This window comes from Paenibacillus sp. WG02 (assembly GCF_055396115.1).
This window is the reverse complement of the sequence record NZ_AP036016.1, coordinates 622346-643455: the sequence shown is the minus strand read 5'-3', so window position 1 is coordinate 643455 and position 21110 is coordinate 622346. Positions and strand designations below refer to the sequence as shown.

Below are 21110 nucleotides of genomic sequence, written 5' to 3'. Positions count from 1 at the left end.
GCTTACTTCGAGGTAAGTAAGTTACACTATTTTCAGCTCTTATGCCGAGCCTCGACAAGGGGTATACTGGGTATAGACTAAAAGCTGGGAGGCCAAACATAATGAGAATCATGCCACTTGAGAAACGTGGAATATCAAATAGCCGAGTCGTCTATGGATGTATGGGAATTGGCGGGGAATGGAATACGACTCCTTATACAAAGGAAGATTTCATCATCGCTGAAAAAGCTGTAGAAGCTGCATTGTCGATTGGCATTACGATGTTCGATCATGCTGATATTTATAGAAAAGGCAAGTCCGAGTCTATTTTCGGTGAGATCCTCAAAAAAAGACCCGATCTGCGTGACCAAATCATTCTGCAATCCAAATGCGGCATTCGCCCTGGTGACGGCGTACTTCCAACTCGCTTTGACTTCTCCAAAAGCCATATCATAAGCTCGGTTGATGGAATTCTGCAGCGTCTTGGCGTGGAACATCTGGATATTCTCTTGCTGCATCGTCCAGACCCGCTTATGGAACCTGAAGAGATTTCTGAAGCTTTTAATCAATTGAGATCAGCTGGAAAAGTGCGTCATTTCGGTGTATCCAACATGTCTTCCGCACAAATTCGTTTCATTCAAAATTCACTGCCAGAACCGCTCGTTGTGAACCAATTGGAAATGAGCTTGGCCCGTCTAGACTGGTTGGATCAAGGCATTTCAGTCAACCAAAAGGCTGGCTTGGATACCAATTTCGCAGACGGCATCATGGAGCATTGCCAAATGCTAGACATTCAAATCCAGGCTTGGGGCCCTCTTGCCAATGGAAAGTTCTCCGGCAGCAGTCTCGATGATGCGCCTGAAACCGTAAGACAAACAACGGCTCTCGTACAACAACTAGCCGACAAATATGAAACTAAACCAGAATCCATCGTGCTCGGATGGCTTATGAAGCACCCTGCCCGCATTCAACCGGTTATCGGTACGTCTTCTGCAGAACGCATTGTCGCTTGCAAAGACGCTGTGAGAATAGCCGAATCCCTGACTCGCGAAGAGTGGTACACCCTCTATACAAGCTCCCGCGGCCAATCGATGCCATAGGATCGATCACGATAACAACCCCCGACCTCATCTGGTCGGGGGTTGTTTTATATGAAGCCCTACACACCCGGAATCGGGATCCGTTTATGCTCCGTTTTCAAATATTGCTTCTCCAGCTTCTCCTGCACAGCGGGATCAATTTGCTTGCCCTCGAGGTAGTCACTGTTATCTCCGTATGTAATACCCAGCTCATTCTCGTCCGTCTGACCGTCCCACAGTCCGGCTGTCGGAGCTTTATCCAGTACACTTTGCGGTACGCCAAGCTTCGAAGCAAGTGAACGCACTTGACGCTTGTTCAGCGTGCTCAGCGGCGTAATGTCTACCGCACCGTCGCCATATTTGGTGAAGAAGCCCGTGATTGCTTCCGATGCATGGTCTGTCCCTACAACGATCAGGCCCAGTTCGAATGCAAGTGCATACTGCATAACCATGCGTGTCCGCGCTTTGATGTTGCCTTTGCCGCCGCGGCTTACATGCTGATGGACGCCGATATGCTTGAGACCATACTCGACTTCAATGGCGATTTCGTCGACGGCTTCTTCAATATTGTTCTCGATTTGATATTTCAAATCGAAGGCTTTTGCCACTGCGTAGCTATCTTCGATATCCACTTGCTGACCGTAAGGCTGAAACACGCCGACGGTTTTATACTCTTTGCCCTTCTCAGCCGTTAGCTCGTCCGTCGCTTTCTTGCATAATCCCGCAGCCACTGCACTGTCGATACCGCCGCTGATAGCAATCAGCAGGCCGTTTGCCTTCGCGCCCAATACATAGTTTTTCAGAAAGTCCACACGTTTGCGGATTTCTTCATCCACATCGATCTCCGGCTTAACGCCGAGCTTCGCGATAATTTCCGTTTGCAGACTCATGCATCTCTCCACCTTTTCTATAGTATGAAACCATTCGTTCTTTAAGAATTAGTATAGACTTTCATTCTTGAAATTTCAAAGGTCAATCCAACGGACATGGGTCCAAAAACAAAAAGACCCACTTGCAAATGCTGCAAGGCGGGCCTTTCCAAATATCGTTAATGCTATTTATTATTTGCAGAATTCATTGAAGGCACTAATTAAGTCGCCAGCAATCATATCCGCGGAGCGGTCTTCGATTTGGTGACGTTGAATAAAGTGTGCAAGTTCACCATTCTTGAATAATGCGATGGAAGGGGATGATGGCGGGTATGGCGCCAAGAATTCACGCGCTTTAGCTGTTGCATCCTTCTCTTGTCCAGCGAACACCGTGTATGTGTACGTTGGCAATGCATCGTTTTGAAGTGCCTTAGCTACACCTGGACGACATTGGCCGGCTGCGCAACCACAAACGGAATTGACGACTAGCAGCATCGTGCCATCCTTCGATTTTTCAATCGCTTCTTCAACTTGCTCTGGTGTAAGAAGCTCTGTAATACCCAGACGAGTCAAATCTTCTCTCATCGGTTTAACCATATCTTTCATGTAAGAATCAAAAGACATTGCCATATGTGCCACCCCTTAGGATTTATTAGTTACTCTCAAAACGTAATCGTTACAACTTATATTATACATCCGATAGCCATGAAAGCAAAGTCTAATGTCCTAAATAGAAATAAAGCGAAAGCTTTTACGCTTCCGCTTCATCTTCCTTTTTCTTGCTTGATGCCTGTCCAGGCTCATAGGAAACATCTTTATCCGGATGCGTAAAAATTCCGCTTTGCGGCACGATGCCTTTTTCAAAATACTCCCGATTCTCGGCACTTTGGAACCCAACATCCTTGAAAGGATGAACCCATTCATCTCCAGCCATGACCTCAGGGTCGGTCTCAGCCGTCCACTGCTCAAGCGGGGAATTGTCCGATTCATACTCGTGATCGCCGATGACGACACCATGCTCATTCACAAAAGCTTCTCGCGGGCCGCGCCCCTGCTCAAACTGAGGGAGAAATTCAATCTCGAACGGATCCAGATCACTTTGGTTCTTATTGCTCTGCTCTTGAGCGGATTTGGCCATGTTATTCTTATCTTGACTCATGTGGAAGGTCGGTTGGGACCGTCCAGTTTCTTATCAACAAAGCCCTCTTTCCCTGCTGGTGTTGCGGCTTTCTCGCGCTCTTGGTTTTGCTGTTCTTGCTGGATTTGCGTCTTCGAATCGTTTTGACTCAATGCACTCAGCTCCTTTCTGCTAGTATTATGTGTCAAAACGGGGAGAAGCATTCCAACAATGAGCATGAATAGAAACACTATCTGCGCTAAGCTAAGGTACACCAGTGTCGGTTTATCAGCAGCAAAAAAACTAGCGAGCATCCCTGCCGCGCCCCCATACACCAGTGAATACTTGAGTAAAATGCCTTGTCCAAGCGTCTTCTGACGTAGCTCTATAGTATGCTGCCAAATAAGCAGCGGCACAAGAAGCAGCGAAATATAAGCGTGATAAGGATGAAAACGAGATACCGTACCATCGACCCCAATGCCCCAAGGTACCGTTGTAGGCAGTCCATACGCGGGAATCAGTGCGCAGAATAGGAATACAGCAGCCGTTATTCCAATTGCGATAACATCCAGTACAAGGAAGAGCGGCGTTCGATTTTTACGAATTTGGTAGTACATGTAGATACAAGCAATAAGCACACCTAATGCAATCTCCGTGCCGGAGCCAGATACCATTAGCAGCTTTAATGGATTGTTCCATAATAGGGATGGCTGCGTCACAATGACCCCTAGTTTCCAGGTCAACAAAACGATAATGGCACTGTTAAAAATAAGATCCTCAATAGGCTTGGCAATCACGATTTGGGTGATCTGCAGCAAACGCTGCGTGACCCTCCGGATTAGCCATAGTCCCAAAGCAGACGCCAACAGCAGCGCCAGTAATTGTCCTTGCAATTGAAACGGTCCAATCTGTAACACATCAGGCATAGATAACGCCAGCCTCTCTCTTTCGACTACCTTTATCGTAGTCAAAGTAAGAGGCATCTGCAACTGTTAAGGTTCCAAAAATTGAAACGTGAAGGAAGATTTCTTTAATTTCTCAAAATGAAAGCCGGCTGCTTGCAGCTTTTTGATCACGATAGGCAGCGCTTCTAAGGTTGTCGTCTTGTAGGTGTTGTCGTGCATTAGGACAATTATGCTCTTCTTGCCGCGGCTTGCGCTAAGCACAGAATCGATAATCATTTCCCTGTCTTGCACAGGAGCAGCCGCATCGGTTGAACTCACGTTCCAGTCGAAATACTGGTAACCCTCCTTTTTCACCTCGCTAGCTACTTTACTCATAATGCCTCTGCCGCCAGGCTTCCAGCTCAAGTGATTATTCGACCCTCCCGGAAACCGCAAAATATCTGGACGATAACCGACCGTTTCCTCCAAGAGCTGATCCAACCTGCGCACATCCTTCATGAAAGCCTCAGGTGATTTATAAATGCGATTATAGTCATGCGTGTATGTATGATTCCCTAGGGCATGGCCTTCAGCGACAATTTGCTTATAAAGCGCTCGCCCCTCGCTCGTATCCGCGCCGACAACAAAGAAAGTAGCGGTGACACCGAATTTTTTTAAAATACGAAGAATCTTGCTCGTACTCTCAGAGGGACCGTCATCGAAGGTGAGATACGCAATTTTTCCAGAAGAAAGGACATGTGGAGGTCCCGTGTAGAAATGCTGCGATTCCACAATTTCGTCGTTTACGTAAGTCTCGGTGGAAGCTGTGGATGTCTTCCCTGTTCCAGTTGGTGATATGGGTACTGTCTCGATGGATACTGATTGCGGTGCCTTCCCTTTAGATAATTCTGGTGTTGAGCATCCAATTAAACTTGAACCACTAAGAAAGATCGTTACAAGTACACCGGTAGTCCGGATCATGCTGCCCATTTCATGCTCACCCCTTTTGGCTATGAAATCCTCTTCTTCATCGCAAACAGTCGCTCCATTACAATCCGTTCTTATTATGGCTTCCTTTGCTTTCGACATTAAACCCAATATTTCCCGGGAAATTTGTAGAAGTGCTGCTTTCTTCGTCTAAATAACGCGAAAAAGCCCCCCACTAAGAGGAGCTTCTTAATAAAACATTTTTTATTTCTCAACGAATGGAAAGAGCAGCTTTTGATTTTCTCTGGTATACATATTTTCTTTCGTGATAACCTCAGAGCCTGTATCTATGGATGCTTTAACTTTTTCCCCATTATGAACCTGAAGTGCTGTTTTCACCGCTAAATATCCCATGTTAAAAGGTTTTTGCACAATAGTTGCTTGCAGGGTCCCCCCTTCCAGGAAAGCAATTTCATTCATCGAGCTGTCGAAACCGACCAACTTAATGCTATGCTCAGGATCAAGCTCTTTCAAAGCCCTCGCCGCCCCGACCGTAGAAACTTCATTCAACCCGAAAATACCGCGAATATCCGAATGTTCAGCTAGTAGCTGTTTCGTTTGCTCATATGCTTTATCTTCAGAACCATTACTATATAACGTGTCTAAAATCTGGATGGAGGGATCATTCTTCAGACTATCTCTCACCCCATTCTCCCTATCCAGTTGGGTTGTGGACCTTTTGACAAAACTGACGATCGCATAGGTAGCAGGTTCCTGTACATAGCGTCTCATCGCTTCCACTGCTTTGCGCCCTGCGGCATAGTTGTCAGTGGCAATCAAACTCGTCGAAATGTCGCCTTCGAGTCCCGAGTCCACGGTAACTAGCGTAATGCCGGCCCCAATTACTTTTTGAGCAACAGGCACCAACCTGTTATAATCCGTTGCCGCCAAAATAATGGCTTTCGGCTTCAATGCGATCGCCTCATCCACCAACTTGATCTGCTCATCGATGTCTGATTCAGACGGCGTACCCATCACTTTAACCTCTGAATTGTACTCTTTGGCCGCCGCAGTCACGCCTTGGTTCAAAACCCGCCAAAATTCCACATGAGGATCGATCGTCTTGGGAATGAGGATTAGCGGCCTGTCCTTTGCCTCCATCCCCTTTGAAACGAATAGATACGCAGTCGTCATGAGCAGGACCACTATGACTGCAATCGCTGCGTAGTTTGCTCTAATTCTCACCTTCACACCTCAATTCTCACTATCGTCATGGGCCGGGGGAATGGCCGGAATACGAACAGTGACTGTCGTGCCCTCTTCCAACTCACTCTCAAATTGCAAGCCGTACAGTCCCCCGAAATAAAGCTGGATGCGATGATTCACGTTGTGCAAGCCAAAGCCTTTGCCGGACTCAGTTTGACGTGTTTTGAGCATCAACGTTTTCAATCTCTCCTCGCTCATCCCAACACCGTTATCCATCACCTTGAGCTCGATAAGCCCTTCGATCCTGCGTCCCGTAATGTGTATATGACCGCGTTCCGGCAGATGCTTCATTCCGTGGTATATGGCATTTTCAACCAAGGGCTGCAAAATAATTTTCAATATTTGATAGCTTAGAATGTCCGATTCTACTTCGATCTCGTACGTAAATTTATTCCGATAACGGATGTTCTGAATCGTCAAATAGTTCTGAATGTGCTCCAATTCAACCGCAATTGGAATGAGTTCCTCCCCTTTGCTAATGCTCGAACGGAGGAGTTTAGACAAGGCCGAAGTCATCGTAACCACTTCATCCACTTTACCCATTTCAGCCATCCAAATGATAGAATCCAGTGTATTGTACAGAAAATGAGGCTGAATCTGCGCCTGCAGCGCTTTCAGCTCACTGATTCGTTTGACTTCCTGATCTTTCAAAGTTTGGTTCATGAGCTCTTTGATTTTGCTGATCATTAGGTTAAAGGTACGTGACAGTTTACTAATCTCATTCGCACCTTCTACATCGACACGAATGTCGAAGTTGCCTTTTTCCACCTGCTTCATATGGACTTCCAGTTGTTTAATCGGCTTGGTTAGGGTGATAGACAGCAAAATGGAGATCGCTAAAGCAATGATTAACGAAATGCCACCCCACATCGCGGATGTCAGCTGCATGTCCTTCTTATTTCCGCTCAAATCCCCAGCGTAAGTAACCCCAACAATTTTCCAGCCAAATTTCGTTGTACGGACCGTGTAGATTTTGCTTTGCTCATTTTCTTGCGTATGGAATGTACTGTCCTTCGCCTGCAAAAGAGTTGGAATATCCTCTGATTTCAGTCCCGAGTAGATAAGCTGCTGCTGAGGATGATAAATCAGATCGCCTGCTTGGTCGAGAATGAACACGTACCCTCTTTGCCCCAGCTGAATTTGATTGCATAAATCATTAATGACGTTATAGTTCAGATCGACCAATAGAACACCGCTTGCTGCTCCAGGCAACGGGTTTGGCATTTGCTTACTGATCGACACGACCCATTTGTACTCATCCTTATATAGATGCTGAACGTGTGAGGGAGAAATAGCCACGTCACCATTGTCTCTATTCGCCTTGCTGTACCACTCTTGCGTAATTAATTCGGCATATGATTTGAAATTAGCATCCATGCGTTCCGATACAATGGCACCGTTGGAGCCCGCAAATACGATGGAAGCGATATCATTTCGAGAAGCAACAATCGCATGAAAATAACTGCTGATCTGACTCGCCAGCTGCACTCCTTCTGCCTCTTTCGGGTTCTTCAAAGCCAAGTATCGTTTCAGATCCGCGTTGCTCAGCGATAGAGCAGAGATACTTTCCATGTTACCGATGTAGGTTTGGATATTTTTGTTTACTTGCTCGATAAGCTGTTTGGTATATTCCAATGAAGTATCCGTAACAGCCACCGTAGAGAGGCGATAAGCGCTGTAGCTTAGGATGATGGTTGTGCAAAGAATTAAGCATGAAAACGCCAGTGCAATCTTGGTATGAATGCTTTTGAATTGAATAGGACGCCGCCAATTTCTCATAGGCTCGGCTGACCTTTATGCGCTGACCTGAATTCTTTGGGGGTCATACCTGTATGTCTTTTGAAAATAACGCTGAAATATTGCGGATCATTGTAGCCAACCTTAGCGGCCAGCTCATAAGTTTTGAGCTGCGAAGCAGCGAGCATTTCTTTGGCTTTATCCAAACGGTATCGGGTCACATACTCGACGAAAGTCTCACCCGTATGCGGTTTGAACAAAGCACTGAAGTAGCTCATGCTCATATAAATATGATTGCACACCTGCTGAAGCGAGAGCTGTTCGTCCGCATAATGCGTATGAATGTAGACGACCGCGGCTTCCATCTGAGCTTGAGACACTTTGGTTCGTTTCTCAGCCAATAGGTCCACGAGTGCTAGACAAATTTCCTCTAACCAGAGCCGCACATCATCTAAGGTTTTCCTCGCATATAACTGCATAAAAGAATGATCGCCAAGCACAGCAGCTTCTTCGAAACCAGTCTCCACCAATACGTTCATTAAGGCGACGAGCAGTTTATTCAGTTTGCCGTAGCATTTATCCATCGAGCAGGTGCCCTTCTTCAACTCATTGATCCAATCCTGCAGCGTAAGCGTTATGACCGTCTTTTCACCTGTTTTAATGGCAGAAATCAACTTTTTCTCCATGTGGATGTAGCTAAGATTATCCAGGCTGCTCCCAAATTCCATATCCCCAATCGAAATGACCCGATTCATCCCGAGCAAAAAACGGTAATCCAGCGCAGAATTCGCTTCCTGAAATGCTTTTGGCAGGTCTCGCAGATCGCTATACGTGCGTCCAATGCCCATCGTTACCGTCATGCTCAAATATTTCTCGATGCTGTGCCTCACATGTTCGGCAAGTGTTTGACAGTTCAATTCGATCCTATCTGAATCGCCAGATAGCAGTGCGACAAGCTTGTCATCACGCGTTCTGAATGCGATGCCGCCTTGTTCTTTCTCCATAATTTCATGAAAAATGTTATAGGCTGCAAAGCGTAACAGCTCCTCCTCGGCCACCTGGTCACTGTAGAACTCACGGTGAAACTCATCAATATCAAGAGCAAGTACCTTAAAACTAGGACCGCTCAAAGAAAGTCCAAACATCTGGAACTTGCGTTCAATTTCATCTTTTCTCATGCAGGATGTAACTAACCGCTCAAGGAATCGCTCTCGAAGAAGCGGCATGCTCTCGTTAAACTGATGACGGAGAAAGGTGACATCTTCCCGCTGTTTGCGCTCCTCATCTAGCTCTAGCCTTAGCTTATGAAGAAATTCAGTAAACTCTGCGGAGTTGATCGGTTTCAGTAAATAATCTTTGACCTTGAGTTTGATCGCCTGCTTCGCATAATCAAAATCCTCGTAACCGGTTACAATAATCACTTTAACATCCCGGTAGTTCGCGGCAATTAGCTCTGTCAGTTGAAGGCCGTCCATGAACGGCATGCAAATATCTGTAATGACGGCATCCGGCTGCAAACGCTCCAGCGCCTCATAGGCATCTCGGCCATTATCGAAATCTCCAACCAGTTGGAAGCCGCAGGCCTCCCAATTCGTCTTCCGCTTGATGCCTTCTCTGACTTCATCTTCATCGTCAATCAAGATGATTTTGTACATTATGGGTCACCTCTGGCGAAATCGAATTAAGCTCTATGTGTATTGTACACAGCAGTTTCATGAAATGACAATAGAGGCTGGCCCGAATGGGCGCAGCCTCTTTACTCTTATTCGTAGAGCAGCGGCTTGATGTCAGCAGCATCAATGTTCGTTTTGTCGTACCAGTGGAAGCCTGTATCGATCGATTTAGGAACTGTCTCCCCTTTAATCGCTTGGACGGCTGCTTTCACTGACCAGTAGCCGATGCCGATCGGATCCTGTGTAATAGCACCTGCCATCTTACCGCTGCGGATCGCATCCATTTGCTGCTTGCCGGAGTCGTAGCCGACGACGATGATTTTTCCGTCTTTTTTCAGCTCTGTCACGGCATTGATAACACCGATCGCGGATCCCTCGTTCGCACCGAAGAAGCCTTTAATACTCGGGTGAGCTTGGATAATGGCTTTGGCCAAGTCTGTGGATTTGAGTTGATCGCCTCCGCCGTACTGCGTATCAACAATTTTGATATTCGGATATTTCTCTTTGATCCGATTCGTGAAGCCATCCCGGCGATCAATACCCGTACGGCTCGTTTGGTCGTGGACGACAAGGGCGATCTCCCCCTCGTTGCCGATGAGCGATGCCATTTTGTCCGCTGCCAGCGCGGCGGCAGCTTTGTTATCGGTGGCGGCCGTCGTCACCGGAATGTCGCTGTCCACACCGGAGTCAAAGCCGATGACGGGGATTTTGCTGGCTTTTGCCTTCTCTAGCAGCGGCGTAGCCGCCTTGCTGTCCAGTGCAGCGAAAGCGATGGCTTGCGGTTTTTTGCCCAATGCAGCCTGCAGCATTTCAATTTGCTTATCCACTTGGGTCTCCGTTTCCGGACCTTCGAACGTTATTTCTACATTAAATTCTTTGGCGGCTTTCTCAGCCCCCTGTTTAACAGCTTGCCAGAATTGGTGCTGGAAGCCTTTTGAGATGACTGGAATATAAATTTTATCCGGTTTTGCCGCAGCCGGCGCCGCTGTTGCTGATGCTGCTGGCGCAGCCGTTGTCGCCGCTGTTTTCGTATCCGTCGTTTTGGCACCGCATGCCCCTAGTACTATCGTCGTTAATAATAACAGCGATGATGCTGCCGCAAATTTCTTTGTCCGTTTATGCAATCTTAATCTCCCCTTACGTTTAATTTGTTGTATGTGACTCCGATTTGGAGTGAAATACCTTTATTTTTTGCGACGTCTCATCATATCAGCGTAGACCGCTAACACAACAACAACCCCTACAATGACCGTCTGCCATTCTTGCTTAACAGATAGGATTCGAAGCCCGTTCGTGAGTACGCTCATAATAAGGGCACCGATGACGGTTCCGAGAATAGATCCTTTGCCGCCGCTTAAGGAAGTCCCGCCGATGACAACAGCAGCGATCGCCTCCAGTTCATAACCAGAGCCGAGCGCGGGCTGAGCGGAATTGAGCCGGGAGGCCATCATAATGCCGGCGATACCGCTGAACACGCCAGTCAGTGAGTAAATGACGATTTTCCAATAGTCTACGTTAACGCCGGAAAGCCTCGTGGATTCTTCATTGCTCCCTAAGGCAAAGTTATAGCGTCCAATGATCGTCTTCGATAAAATGATGCTGGCAATGACGGCAGCGCCGAAGAAGACGAGAATCGCGTTCGGAATTTCGAAGCCGGGGATGATCGAATTAAGTAAGGACCCCATCGAAATCTGTGAAAATGCCGGCGTATCGTTAAAATAGATCGGCTTCGTCCCAGAGATGACGAGTGAAAGTCCTTTGGTCACCATCATCATCGCTAGTGTTGCGATGAATGGCGGAATTTTCATCTTCGCCACGAGAAGCCCGCTGATGAGACCGCAAATGGCTCCAGTGGCAATGCCCCCGATAATGCCAAGCGGCATCGGTAAATGCCACGTTGTGATGATGACTCCCGCCATCACCGATGAGAAGGTCATCACGGTTCCAACAGCCAGATCAATCCCGGAGGTGATAATCACGAACGTTGAACCAAGAGCAAGCACGCCGATAACGGCTGTTGAGAGCATAATGGCTACGATGTTATCGAATTGAAAAAAATTACTAGAAGATATTGAGAAGATAATAACCAGCAAAATCAAGCTGGCGAATGCCAGCAGCTTTTGTGCAGCGCCGGTTTGACTCGATATCGTGGGTACTATTTTTTTACGTATAAGCGATGTTGACATCATGATTCCTCCTAAGACATCCGCTAACTGATTCGCATTGTGGCGTATTTCATAATCGCTTCCTGTGTGGCGTCCTGTTGACGGAGCTCGCCGGTAATTCGCCCTTCACACATGACCATGATGCGATGGCTCATGCGCAATATTTCGGGCAGCTCGGACGAAATCATAATGATCGATTTCCCCTGTGCGGCGAGCTCATCCAACAGCTTATAAATCTCTGTCTTCGCGCCAACATCGATCCCTCGCGTGGGCTCATCGAAGATGAGAATGTCGCAGTCCCGCAGCAGCCATTTGCCTATAACAACCTTCTGCTGATTGCCCCCTGACAGGAATTTGACTTGCTGATGAATGCTTGGCGTCTTGATTTGAAGCGTTTCCACAAAATGTGAGGCTGACTGATCAATTTTGCCATCGTGCATCCACCCGAGCAGACGCCTCGCTTTGCGATAAGAGGCTATGGCAATATTCGTCTTCACATCCATATCCACCATGAGCCCATACCGTTTACGATCCTCGGATAAATAACCAATCCCATGCTTCACGGCATCATGCGGGGCCTTGAGCTGGACCTTGTGTCCGTGGATGCGTATGTCGCCCGAGTCAATCACATCAGCGCCGAAAATAGCCCTCGCCACTTCGGTACGACCGGCTCCCATAAGACCCGCGAAGCCAAGAATTTCGCCTTTCGCCAAATGAAAGGAAACGTCCTTCACGGCAGAACCGCGGTTCAGATTCGTAACCTCGAGCACCTTAGTCACTGACGTGTTGACGGTGTACTGCTGAGATGTGGCATACAGCTCCCTACCAACCATCATCGCAATGATCTGATCGATGGTTGTATCTTTCGTCTGTACCGTATCGATATAGCGGCCGTCACGCATGACGGTAATGCGATCGGTAATTTGCTTCAACTCTTCCATCCGGTGAGAAATATAGACGATGCCTACCCCACGCCCGCGCAGCTGTTCAATGATCCGAAACAACTCCTCGATTTCCGCGTTGGTGAGAGCGGCCGTGGGCTCATCCATGATGAGCACTTCGGATTGAAATGACAATGCCTTAGCAATTTCCACCATTTGCTGCTTGGCGACTGTCAGCTCCGACACCTTCGTGCGCGGATCGAGCTGGAGATTCATTTCGTTCAGCAAGTGCTGTGCCTGATCGTTCAGCTTCCGATCATCGACGAACAGCTTGATTCCCTTCCTGGGCTCTCGCCCAATGAATATATTTTGGGCAATCGTCAGATCCGGCATTAAGTTCAACTCTTGATGAATCATCGAGATGCCAAGCTGCTGAGCCGCTCTCGTATTGGGGATGTTGACTTCTTTGCCTTTCAAGAAGATCCTGCCTTCATCTTTCTGATAGACACCCGTAGCGATTTTCATTAACGTGGACTTTCCAGCACCGTTTTCGCCAACAAGCGCATGCACTTCACCGGCTGCCAACTCTAGACGACATTGATGGAGGGCGTGCACACCAGGAAAATGTTTCTCAATTCCTTCCATCCGAACCAGAGCTTCACTCATGACCTCACCTCGTGTTTTGTTTTAACATTCGTGCTTTGCTTTAACCATTCGTGCTTATGTGCTTATTCTATCTGCAATTTGCTGGAAAAAGAGTGGATAAATCTCTGCAAAAAAGTTGAAAATCTTATGATTTTGTGTAAACGATCAAATAAAACATTTGCTCCAAATAGTGTTGTATTTTGTGCAACAATATGATGACAATTCCGCGTGATTCCGGCAATTGTTGCAAAAAATACAACAATTTCAACCAAAAGTAGCTCAATCGGATCAAATAAGGAAAAATTGTTGTACACCATACAACATCTATCGTTTGGCGAGAAAAAAACCACGAAATTGTTGTACGTTGTACAACTTTTCCTCCAACCCCCTTCTATTTTCACTTCCCCATTAAACTTGGAGCTTTGCAGCCTGTGAACCCAACCCGCAACCAGAAAAAGCAGTAAACAAAGGAAAGGAAAGTACAGTAAAGGAAAGAAAATCAAAGTACATAAAATCAAAGTAAAGTAAACAAAGAAAACAAAAGAAAAGTAAACAAAGAAAAGCATGGCACATAAAAACAAAATAAGAATAATAACCAATAGCTAAAAACCAGAAACTAAAAAAACTAATAAATCAAATCAGTCACCAAATTTGAAACACAAAAAAGCCCCTCACAAGGAGGGGCTTCTCGATCAAACACCGTTCATTACTCGGCTTCTTTACCGTTTAATTTCTCTTTCAGCAGATTCAACTGCTCATCGACCTTAGCTTGCTTTGCAACATCGACAGGTGTGTAGCTGCCTACTGAACCTGCTGGTACGTAAGGCTTGCGAGCGATTTCTGCTTCAACTTCCATTTGGATAATTTTCTCTTCCATACGTTGGAAGCCGCGGGATGCGTTGCCGCTTTCGATGACACCGTTGTAGGATACTTGTGCCATTTGTTTTTTGGCTTTAGCCAGTTGAGCGCGGGATACAAGCTCGTTGCGTTTGTTACGCAGTTTGTAGAACTCATCTTTCATTTCGTGCAGCTGCTGTGTTAGCTCATCCGCATGTGCTTTGGAAGCAGCATATAGATCTGTGTACTCAACAATTTTATCTTCGTGGTACAATTTTTCTTCAACGGCTTGGCGAGCGATAGCCTCTTGGCCATTTTTGATCGCTGCGGAAGCTTTAGCTTCGCGGTCAGCCACGAGACGAACAGACTCTTCAAGACGCTGCTTCAGCTTGCGCTCATTCGCGATTTGTCTAGCAACCGTAACTTCAGCTTGCGCGATTTCTTGCTCCATATCCCGCAAATATTGATTCAACATAACAATCGGATCCTCAATTTTATCCAATACCTCGTGAATTGATGCTTTTGTCATATCTTTCATTCTTGTAAATACTCCCATGGTTTACACGTCTCCTTTTTTAATATCAATTGGTTGTTCCAAGCGAGCGACTTTGGCTCTAAGTTCTTCTACTTCTCTTTGCAAAGCTTTCTTTTCAATATCTTTCATCATTTCATCGATATTGTTTGTTTTTCCAGCGTCGTACGGAGCATTATAGCCCGTATGTTGTGGCGCATGGTTAGGGTGCGGCTTATGAGTATTCCATGCCCCGCCATTATAGCCGTGACGGCCATATGAGCCAGCATAAGGATCAAATGGAGGCTGATCGTACCCAGGTTCCTTTGGAATAACAAGTGCAGCTACAAAGTAGATGAAAATGACCGTTCCTCCGGTGAAAATTGTGGTGATCACCACTAACAAACGCAATAGTGTTGCATCTACATTCATGGCCTCGGCGAGTCCGCCGCATAGACCAGTAACTTTCTTATCTCTTCGTGAGCGGTAAAGTTTGCTCATGATTACTTGGCTCCCTCCTGCTGCAGTCTGTTTCTCAGAGCTTCCATTTCAGCATCTACGGCCGGGTTGCCCCCGCTATAGTAGCTTTCGCGCCCCATTCGTCTTACATCGCGGAGCGTTCTGGCGTGCAGTTCCATATCGGAAACGCGCTCTTCCAAGCGACCGAACATCCGTGGTGTCGCATCCTGCGCCACACTGCTGCGAGCATGCAATCTTTGCTGCAACCTTGCGGACTCCATTCGCGCTAAGTAGTAGCTGCGTTTGTCTGCCACTTCTTTGTAATCGGCTTTGAGCTGCTGCAGCTCTTCATCCAAATCCAGGATGGACTGCTTCGCCTGATCGTACAACTCATGATACTGCTCGCTTTTCTCCTCGGCTTGCAGTTTCTCTTGAAGCACGATCCTTGCCATATGTTCTTCGCCGGCCTTCAGAGCCAGCAGCGCTTGATGCTCGCGCTTCTCTTTGGTTTCCAGCGCCGTCAGATATTGCTGCCGGAGTGAAGCTGCGTGGCTTACGCATTGTTGATACAGTCTCTCGGACTGTTGAAGCTGCTCACGCTGCGCCGCTAAGTACTGGTCAATCAAGCGGACCGGGTCTTCCGACCGCTCCAGATGTTCATTCAGTGTCGCTACGGTAATGTCTCTCATTCGCCTAAATAGGCTCATCTCTCATACCACCTTTTTCACTCTCTGTATTCGTTTCATTGCATTACACAGTTCTTCTTGTCAACATCGAAACTCCGTAACCTATCAACCCAATCGCCAGTAGAATGATGATCCAACCAGCTAATTTACCAATCAGGATGATTGCGCCAAGCCCTGCAATAATCCAACCGATTTTGCTGCCGTTCTGTATGCCTACATAACCAAGGCCAACCATTCCTATTGGAATCAAGTATCCCATCACCGAGCCAATAAATGGTCCCATGTGAACGCCTAGCTTATTTAACAGAATAAGTAGCCCGAATGCGATTAGCAGAGCGGCTAAGCCTGTATTTCTTTTCATCGTTTCGTCACCGCCTTTCGTTGTTCGCTTTGTTGTTTGCTGTGCTCTTGTTCATGTCTTTATTTTAGGTAAAAACGAAGCTTTCCAAAACGGACTAACGACGGTATTTGTTCCTAGACCTTAGTCGGGGCGCATCTAAGACCTGTGTCAGAGCGCGACAGTGTTTGTACGACAGACGTTACTTAGCAAGCTTGGTAACTCACTCATTTGTCATGGGAAAAGGAAGGTTTAACTTATATGAAACGACATATACCATGGTTAACTATACTGCCTATCTATCCAATGAATAGCTTTCTTGGTTTCAGGAAACATTGTGATTCAGAGGCTGGGCATTCTGAGCAGAAGTGAACTGAACCGGTATTTGAAGCGTAATGAGGTGGAATAAAAAAACTACCTAGCGAGATCGCAAGGTAGTTGATCATTTATATACAACATTCATCTAATGAAATTACGACACTATTCTGAGGATTTATTGTATCGAACCAAAATCCTTGGTGCGTTTGCTGCGGGTCGAATGTATCGTGCGGTCTAGTAATTGAGACAACTCTTTCATGAAGCAAAAAAAGTTTTGTCCGGAAAACCGTCTCCCTCTGCATAACATCTTGCAATAGCTGAAGCGGCTTTCATAAACATATGGTCTTTGGTAGTACCTGGGATCCTCTCTAAGCTGCCGAAATTCTTCATTAACTAGATCAAACTCAATTTCACCCAAACTTTCTTCTGTTGGACCAAACTTGTATATGACTTTTTCGGCATCGTCGAATACTTTAATTAGCATCAGATATGTTGCCATATTTCGATCCTCCTTTCTTTTTTGGCAATAAAAAAACAAGCCCCTAAAGAGTAACCCGGCTATCATCCCATGACATGTGACTCATGACTTAGACCCGTGGCTTTGCGTCTCCACCTTTCGATGGATTTGCCTTTGTTCATTATTGCTTGATATTAGGTGTGTTTTACTGAGCATTGTTAGTTGTAAAGTACTATCTATTTTCCATGGTATTCCATAAAATAATGAAATTCAACATATTTCTACAAAAAAGAGGCACTCTGTACACAAAGTGTGTGATTTCATACAAAAACGGCCTAGTTGACTAATTTACTCTTTGCTAATTCATCCAGAAGCGAACGATAAAGCTCCTCTTTAGGCATGATATCTGCTGCAGCTTGGATCTTCTCTTTTGCCAATATATAATAAGTCCGATCCCCCGTCTTATTCCCTAGTAGCACGTAGCTTTTAGCGGATTCATATTTCACGGAATGTGACCATGGGAGAGCACGTTCAGCTTTTTCCAAATAAGCTCGACCTTCGCTTAGCTGCCCAGATAATACTAGATTCGTCCCCACCCTTTTACAGGTGTAGCCCCATTCAAACCATCCCAATACCGCAACCAACATAATCAAAATACCAGATAAGATAACTTTTGATAATGGAGTCTCCATCTTCATACGCCATGTAAATCTATTATTTATCGGAATCTCTACAAAGCTTACTAGAAACAGTAGCAGCATAAACACCCACGGGAAGCTAAGATCAAAATCAAAGCCTGCATGCAGCAGGATAACCGTCACCATCACCAAAGCTGCCTTCACCCAATAAAAATTGGTCTCTCCGAGATTTTTTGCTTTGAAAAATCCCCATACTTTTAGGTAGAACCATCCTATCCACGCTAAAAAAGCCAGCAATCCAAGCAGCCCTATATCCATCGTAATTTGCAGAAAATGATTATGGACATATTTAACAAAGTACTCCTTGGATCGGTATAGCTGCTGTAGAACAACCCATCCTCCACCGCCACTCCCTGTCCATCCATAATCCCTAATGATTTGTAGGCTATCCTTCCAATATACAAGCCTTATTTGAAATTCAGATGTTTGGGGTTGAATGGACTGCACTCTGCTCCAGAAAAATAATGGATCCAGTTTGATAGTCGCGGCAATCACATAGCTCAAGAAATGAACAAATGCGGTCCCTATCCATGCGGCTCTCTTTCTGAATTCCGGAAATAAAATCAGACTCATACAGATAGATAAACCCCATAGAATCCAAACAGATCGAGAAAATGTGAGGAACAAGCCTGCTCCACTCATAGCTGCAAGCAATAAATACCGTTTTTTCTGCTTGCTTACGTAAAAGAAGAGTCCAGATAGAAGACCAATCAATAAAACAACAGCTAACGTATTCGCATACTCTATAGTAGATTCAAGACGTCCTTTTCGCTCTAAGTGCAGTAGAAGCCCCCACACGACGAGCCCAGCTGCAGCCCATGTCCATGACTTTAAATAGCCGATTCTTTGTTTTAGAGGTACTCTAGTTACTATCAAAGCCCAGGGAACCAGCAAACCAAACTTATTTGCTTCCAGGATGGCTTGCTCCTGATCAACGGCATAGAGAATAGACACCCCATACATGATTGCCATAAACAAAATAAGAAGATGGAATAATGAAAATTGAATTTCCTTGTCCCAAAATGCGAACACAGCAAACCCTGCTAGAAGAACAATAAATACAATAAGATAGCTCTGTTCGTAATAAAATCCCTGAAATAATGAGCCACTCCAGCATAGTAGCAATAAAAGCCCTGTCATCGTTTTTACTTTCATGTAACACCCCTGATTACCTAACTTATCCATCTACTATACAAGAAAACTGCCGATTAAGTCTCGGCAGTCGTCTTGGTCGATCTATTTAGTTGATGAAATCAACTACCTGTAATAGTCTCTTCAACATCACAACAGCCTGTGCACGAGTGGCCTCGCTTTGTGGCGCAAAGTCAGACTCTGTCAAGCCAGTAATTACTCCCACTTTAGTTACCTGAGCGGTAGAGTTTCGAGCCCAAGTACTTATTGCATCTTTATCGTGGAAGGAGGCTATTTGGCTCTCATTAGCAGCATCAACAGATTTACCTGTAAATTTTAATGCTTTAGCGATCATAACAGCCATTTGTTCCCTTGTGATCTTGGCATTAGGACGGAATGTTCCATCCTCATACCCCTCGATTAGTCCCGCTTTAACCGCAGCACCGACAGTGCCTTGGTACCAGCTTGCGGAATCAACATCCTTAAATTGCATACTGGACTTAACTTCATTTAATCCTAAAGCACGAGTAAGTAATGTCGCGAACTCGGCACGGCTTATCAATTGTTCCGGGGAGAATGCATCAGCTGCAGTTCCTTCAACCAATTGCTTCGTTGCGAGAAACTCTACATCCTCTTTTGCCCAATATCCGCTTAAATCTTTGAAGGTTTGTTGCCCTTGAACCACGGTATAGAGGCTATTTGAATTTCGCTTTATCGTAACTTCTGTCTTACCGTTAATCGTTGTAAATATGGCCGGTACAAACATTAATTTACCGGTTGTTTCATCAAAGGTAACTGCTGTAGAACGATTTGCATTTAAAACTTGATGAACTGTTATGGTTCTAGTCACATATATGCTGCCAAAGTTGTTTATCTCTTGCTTCTTACCATTCGCCTCAGCAGTAATACTGAAGTCGACTAGGTCCGTTAACAAATTAACGTTCAGGCTTTTAGCTTTATTGTCTATTTGTTTAGCTTTACTCCCTGTAACTTTCTCGATTTGAATAGTTAGAACGACATCTTTCAATGAAGCCCCCAATTGAGTAGCTAGCAACGATAAATCAATTAATTTGATAGGCAAATTATAGCTTGCCGATTCATTCTTAATGGAAATAACTGCGGAAGAGTCTTTGAACGAATCTGCTAGTGTTCCAACTGGCAATTGAACCTGAGATATCGGATCCGATCCTTCGATTTCTAGACTTACTGTTTGTGCACCTTTGTCCTTGTCTTTTAGAAGACCTAACGCTTTTCCTAATTTGTCGGCATCAAGGACGACTTTCGTTACCTGCTTGCCTTCTGAATTGGAATCTTTAGTTACGGTCGCTGCTCTTTTATCAAGCTTTACGCCATTTGCAACTTCTGTTATCCCCGTATCTGGAGATGTATTCCCGCTTTCACTATTATCTCCATGTTCATTTCCGGGATTAGAATTTCCATTGTTAGGAGGGATTACTGAATCAGAACAGTTATCCATTGTGCCGTATGGCGATCCAGTACCATGATAATTTGGAGTACCCCCTGGAGTTCCATTTCCTAGATTGATCGGGTAAAAATTCATAACACTACTGCCAAGAAATAGATCGCCATTTCTTAGATATAAATTAGCCAGATAGTTCCCACTAGCCGGTAGCAGAAATTCATTACCTCCACTAGTGTTCGAAAGACTAAACTCATAGTTGTGGTTCTTAATCAGATTACTTGTAGTTTCAAAATAAAAGTAATAGTTACCTACGTATTTCAAACTACCTATACTCACAGATTCGTTGGTCGTAGTATCTTTTAATGCAAGATCAGAGATTGTGAATTGTGACTTATCGATTTGCGTGACAATGTTACTATTCCAAACACTATTATCATAAGGCATATATAATTCGACTCTATTATCCCCATCTAATAGAGGGGTAAACGAAACTAATTTAGCTCCGCTTGGCATGTAGGATCCAGCAGGAATTTCTGAGAAGTATTGGTGCCCCGGCGATCTGTAAGTTCCGCTTGTAAAACGGTCTGGGCTATAATAGGAAACTGTTGAATCGTTCCAAACACTTTTACTAAGCTCTGTAGTTTGGTTACATACATTCATAACGATTTGGCTAGGCGCTTTATTAGGATTTAAGTTCAAATCATACTTAACCACTTTCAACAAAACATTGTTATCGTCATAGGTGGTATCTACAACAGTTCCGTATGTACTATAGGTTACATTAGTAACTCCTTGAGGACTAGTAACTTGAATCGAAACCTTATTAGGGTCATGAATATATACCTGACCGCTTAGTTTCCCTGTAGTAGGGTTGTACGTGAACCAGATGGTTTGTGCAGCATAGGATATAAGCGGCATAAACAGGGTAGCAACCATAACAACAGCAATTGACAAGCTTAACTTTCGTAATGACATGAATCTTAACAAAACAGCATCTACTCCTTTTTCTGTAAGTAATTTATCTATCAAAA

The 21110-nt window shown here is 45.3% G+C and carries 19 protein-coding genes and 1 riboswitch; of the genes, 1 reads left to right on the top strand and 18 read right to left on the bottom strand.

Annotated elements, in window-relative coordinates; translation table 11 throughout:
- Positions 1 to 101 precede the first annotated feature (101 nt).
- Positions 102 to 1079: an aldo/keto reductase gene (locus ACBP55_RS02920; RefSeq protein WP_464649642.1), complete on the top strand. Its 978-nt coding sequence runs from the start codon at positions 102 to 104 to the stop codon at positions 1077 to 1079.
- Between the two features lie 59 nt (positions 1080 to 1138).
- On the opposite strand, the gene nadE is transcribed toward ACBP55_RS02920, so the two are convergent.
- The 18 genes from nadE to ACBP55_RS02830 form a co-directional block, all read right to left on the bottom strand.
- Positions 1139 to 1948 carry an ammonia-dependent NAD(+) synthetase gene (gene nadE, locus ACBP55_RS02915; protein ID WP_029194511.1) on the bottom strand — a complete coding sequence of 270 codons (810 nt, stop codon included), beginning with the start codon at positions 1946 to 1948 and terminating at the stop codon, positions 1139 to 1141.
- Between the two features lie 171 nt (positions 1949 to 2119).
- Positions 2120 to 2557 carry a BrxA/BrxB family bacilliredoxin gene (locus ACBP55_RS02910; protein WP_464649640.1) on the bottom strand — a complete coding sequence of 146 codons (438 nt, stop codon included), beginning with the start codon at positions 2555 to 2557 and terminating at the stop codon, positions 2120 to 2122.
- Between the two features lie 121 nt (positions 2558 to 2678).
- Positions 2679 to 3065 (bottom strand): DUF3905 domain-containing protein, encoded by a 387-nt coding sequence (locus ACBP55_RS02905; RefSeq protein ID WP_464649638.1) that lies wholly within the window; start codon positions 3063 to 3065, stop codon positions 2679 to 2681.
- Between the two features lie 17 nt (positions 3066 to 3082).
- Positions 3083 to 3970 (bottom strand): prolipoprotein diacylglyceryl transferase family protein, encoded by an 888-nt coding sequence (locus ACBP55_RS02900; RefSeq protein WP_464649636.1) that lies wholly within the window; start codon positions 3968 to 3970, stop codon positions 3083 to 3085.
- 66 nt (positions 3971 to 4036) lie between these two features.
- Positions 4037 to 5017, bottom strand: coding sequence for a polysaccharide deacetylase family protein (locus ACBP55_RS02895; RefSeq protein ID WP_464649634.1), 981 nt, complete (start codon positions 5015 to 5017; stop codon positions 4037 to 4039).
- 102 nt (positions 5018 to 5119) lie between these two features.
- Entirely contained in the window at positions 5120 to 6100 is a 981-nt protein-coding gene (locus ACBP55_RS02890; RefSeq protein ID WP_464649633.1) for a substrate-binding domain-containing protein, read from the bottom strand.
- A 9-nt stretch (positions 6101 to 6109) separates the two neighbouring features.
- Positions 6110 to 7900: a cache domain-containing sensor histidine kinase gene (locus tag ACBP55_RS02885; protein WP_464649632.1), complete on the bottom strand. Its 1791-nt coding sequence runs from the start codon at positions 7898 to 7900 to the stop codon at positions 6110 to 6112.
- Complete coding sequence (locus ACBP55_RS02880) at positions 7897 to 9513, bottom strand: response regulator (RefSeq protein WP_464649630.1); 1617 nt, start codon at positions 9511 to 9513, stop codon at positions 7897 to 7899. Before ACBP55_RS02880 ends, ACBP55_RS02885 begins: the two co-directional genes overlap by 4 nt.
- Before the next feature lie 107 nt (positions 9514 to 9620).
- Positions 9621 to 10655: a substrate-binding domain-containing protein gene (locus ACBP55_RS02875; RefSeq protein WP_464649628.1), complete on the bottom strand. Its 1035-nt coding sequence runs from the start codon at positions 10653 to 10655 to the stop codon at positions 9621 to 9623.
- Positions 10656 to 10715: 60 nt separating this feature from the next.
- Complete coding sequence (locus ACBP55_RS02870; protein ID WP_464649626.1) at positions 10716 to 11720, bottom strand: ABC transporter permease; 1005 nt, start codon at positions 11718 to 11720, stop codon at positions 10716 to 10718.
- A 20-nt stretch (positions 11721 to 11740) separates the two neighbouring features.
- Positions 11741 to 13243 (bottom strand): sugar ABC transporter ATP-binding protein, encoded by a 1503-nt coding sequence (locus tag ACBP55_RS02865; protein ID WP_464649624.1) that lies wholly within the window; start codon positions 13241 to 13243, stop codon positions 11741 to 11743.
- A 685-nt stretch (positions 13244 to 13928) separates the two neighbouring features.
- Positions 13929 to 14615 (bottom strand): PspA/IM30 family protein, encoded by a 687-nt coding sequence (locus tag ACBP55_RS02860; protein ID WP_029194521.1) that lies wholly within the window; start codon positions 14613 to 14615, stop codon positions 13929 to 13931.
- Between the two features lie 3 nt (positions 14616 to 14618).
- Positions 14619 to 15071, bottom strand: a complete 453-nt coding sequence (locus tag ACBP55_RS02855; protein ID WP_464649622.1) for a PspC domain-containing protein — start codon at positions 15069 to 15071, stop codon at positions 14619 to 14621.
- 2 nt (positions 15072 to 15073) lie between these two features.
- On the bottom strand, positions 15074 to 15736 hold the full coding sequence (locus ACBP55_RS02850) for a PspA/IM30 family protein (RefSeq protein ID WP_029194523.1): 663 nt from the start codon (positions 15734 to 15736) through the stop codon (positions 15074 to 15076).
- Positions 15737 to 15779: 43 nt separating this feature from the next.
- Positions 15780 to 16076, bottom strand: coding sequence for a hypothetical protein (locus ACBP55_RS02845; RefSeq protein WP_464649620.1), 297 nt, complete (start codon positions 16074 to 16076; stop codon positions 15780 to 15782).
- Positions 16077 to 16545: 469 nt separating this feature from the next.
- Positions 16546 to 16869 carry a hypothetical protein gene (locus ACBP55_RS02840; RefSeq protein ID WP_464649619.1) on the bottom strand — a complete coding sequence of 108 codons (324 nt, stop codon included), beginning with the start codon at positions 16867 to 16869 and terminating at the stop codon, positions 16546 to 16548.
- Positions 16870 to 16915: 46 nt separating this feature from the next.
- Positions 16916 to 17010: riboswitch (cyclic di-GMP riboswitch) on the bottom strand.
- Positions 17011 to 17162: 152 nt separating this feature from the next.
- Positions 17163 to 18680 (bottom strand): O-antigen ligase family protein, encoded by a 1518-nt coding sequence (locus ACBP55_RS02835; protein ID WP_464649617.1) that lies wholly within the window; start codon positions 18678 to 18680, stop codon positions 17163 to 17165.
- 85 nt (positions 18681 to 18765) lie between these two features.
- Positions 18766 to 21108: an S-layer homology domain-containing protein gene (locus tag ACBP55_RS02830; RefSeq protein ID WP_464649616.1), complete on the bottom strand. Its 2343-nt coding sequence runs from the start codon at positions 21106 to 21108 to the stop codon at positions 18766 to 18768.
- Positions 21109 to 21110 lie beyond the last annotated feature (2 nt).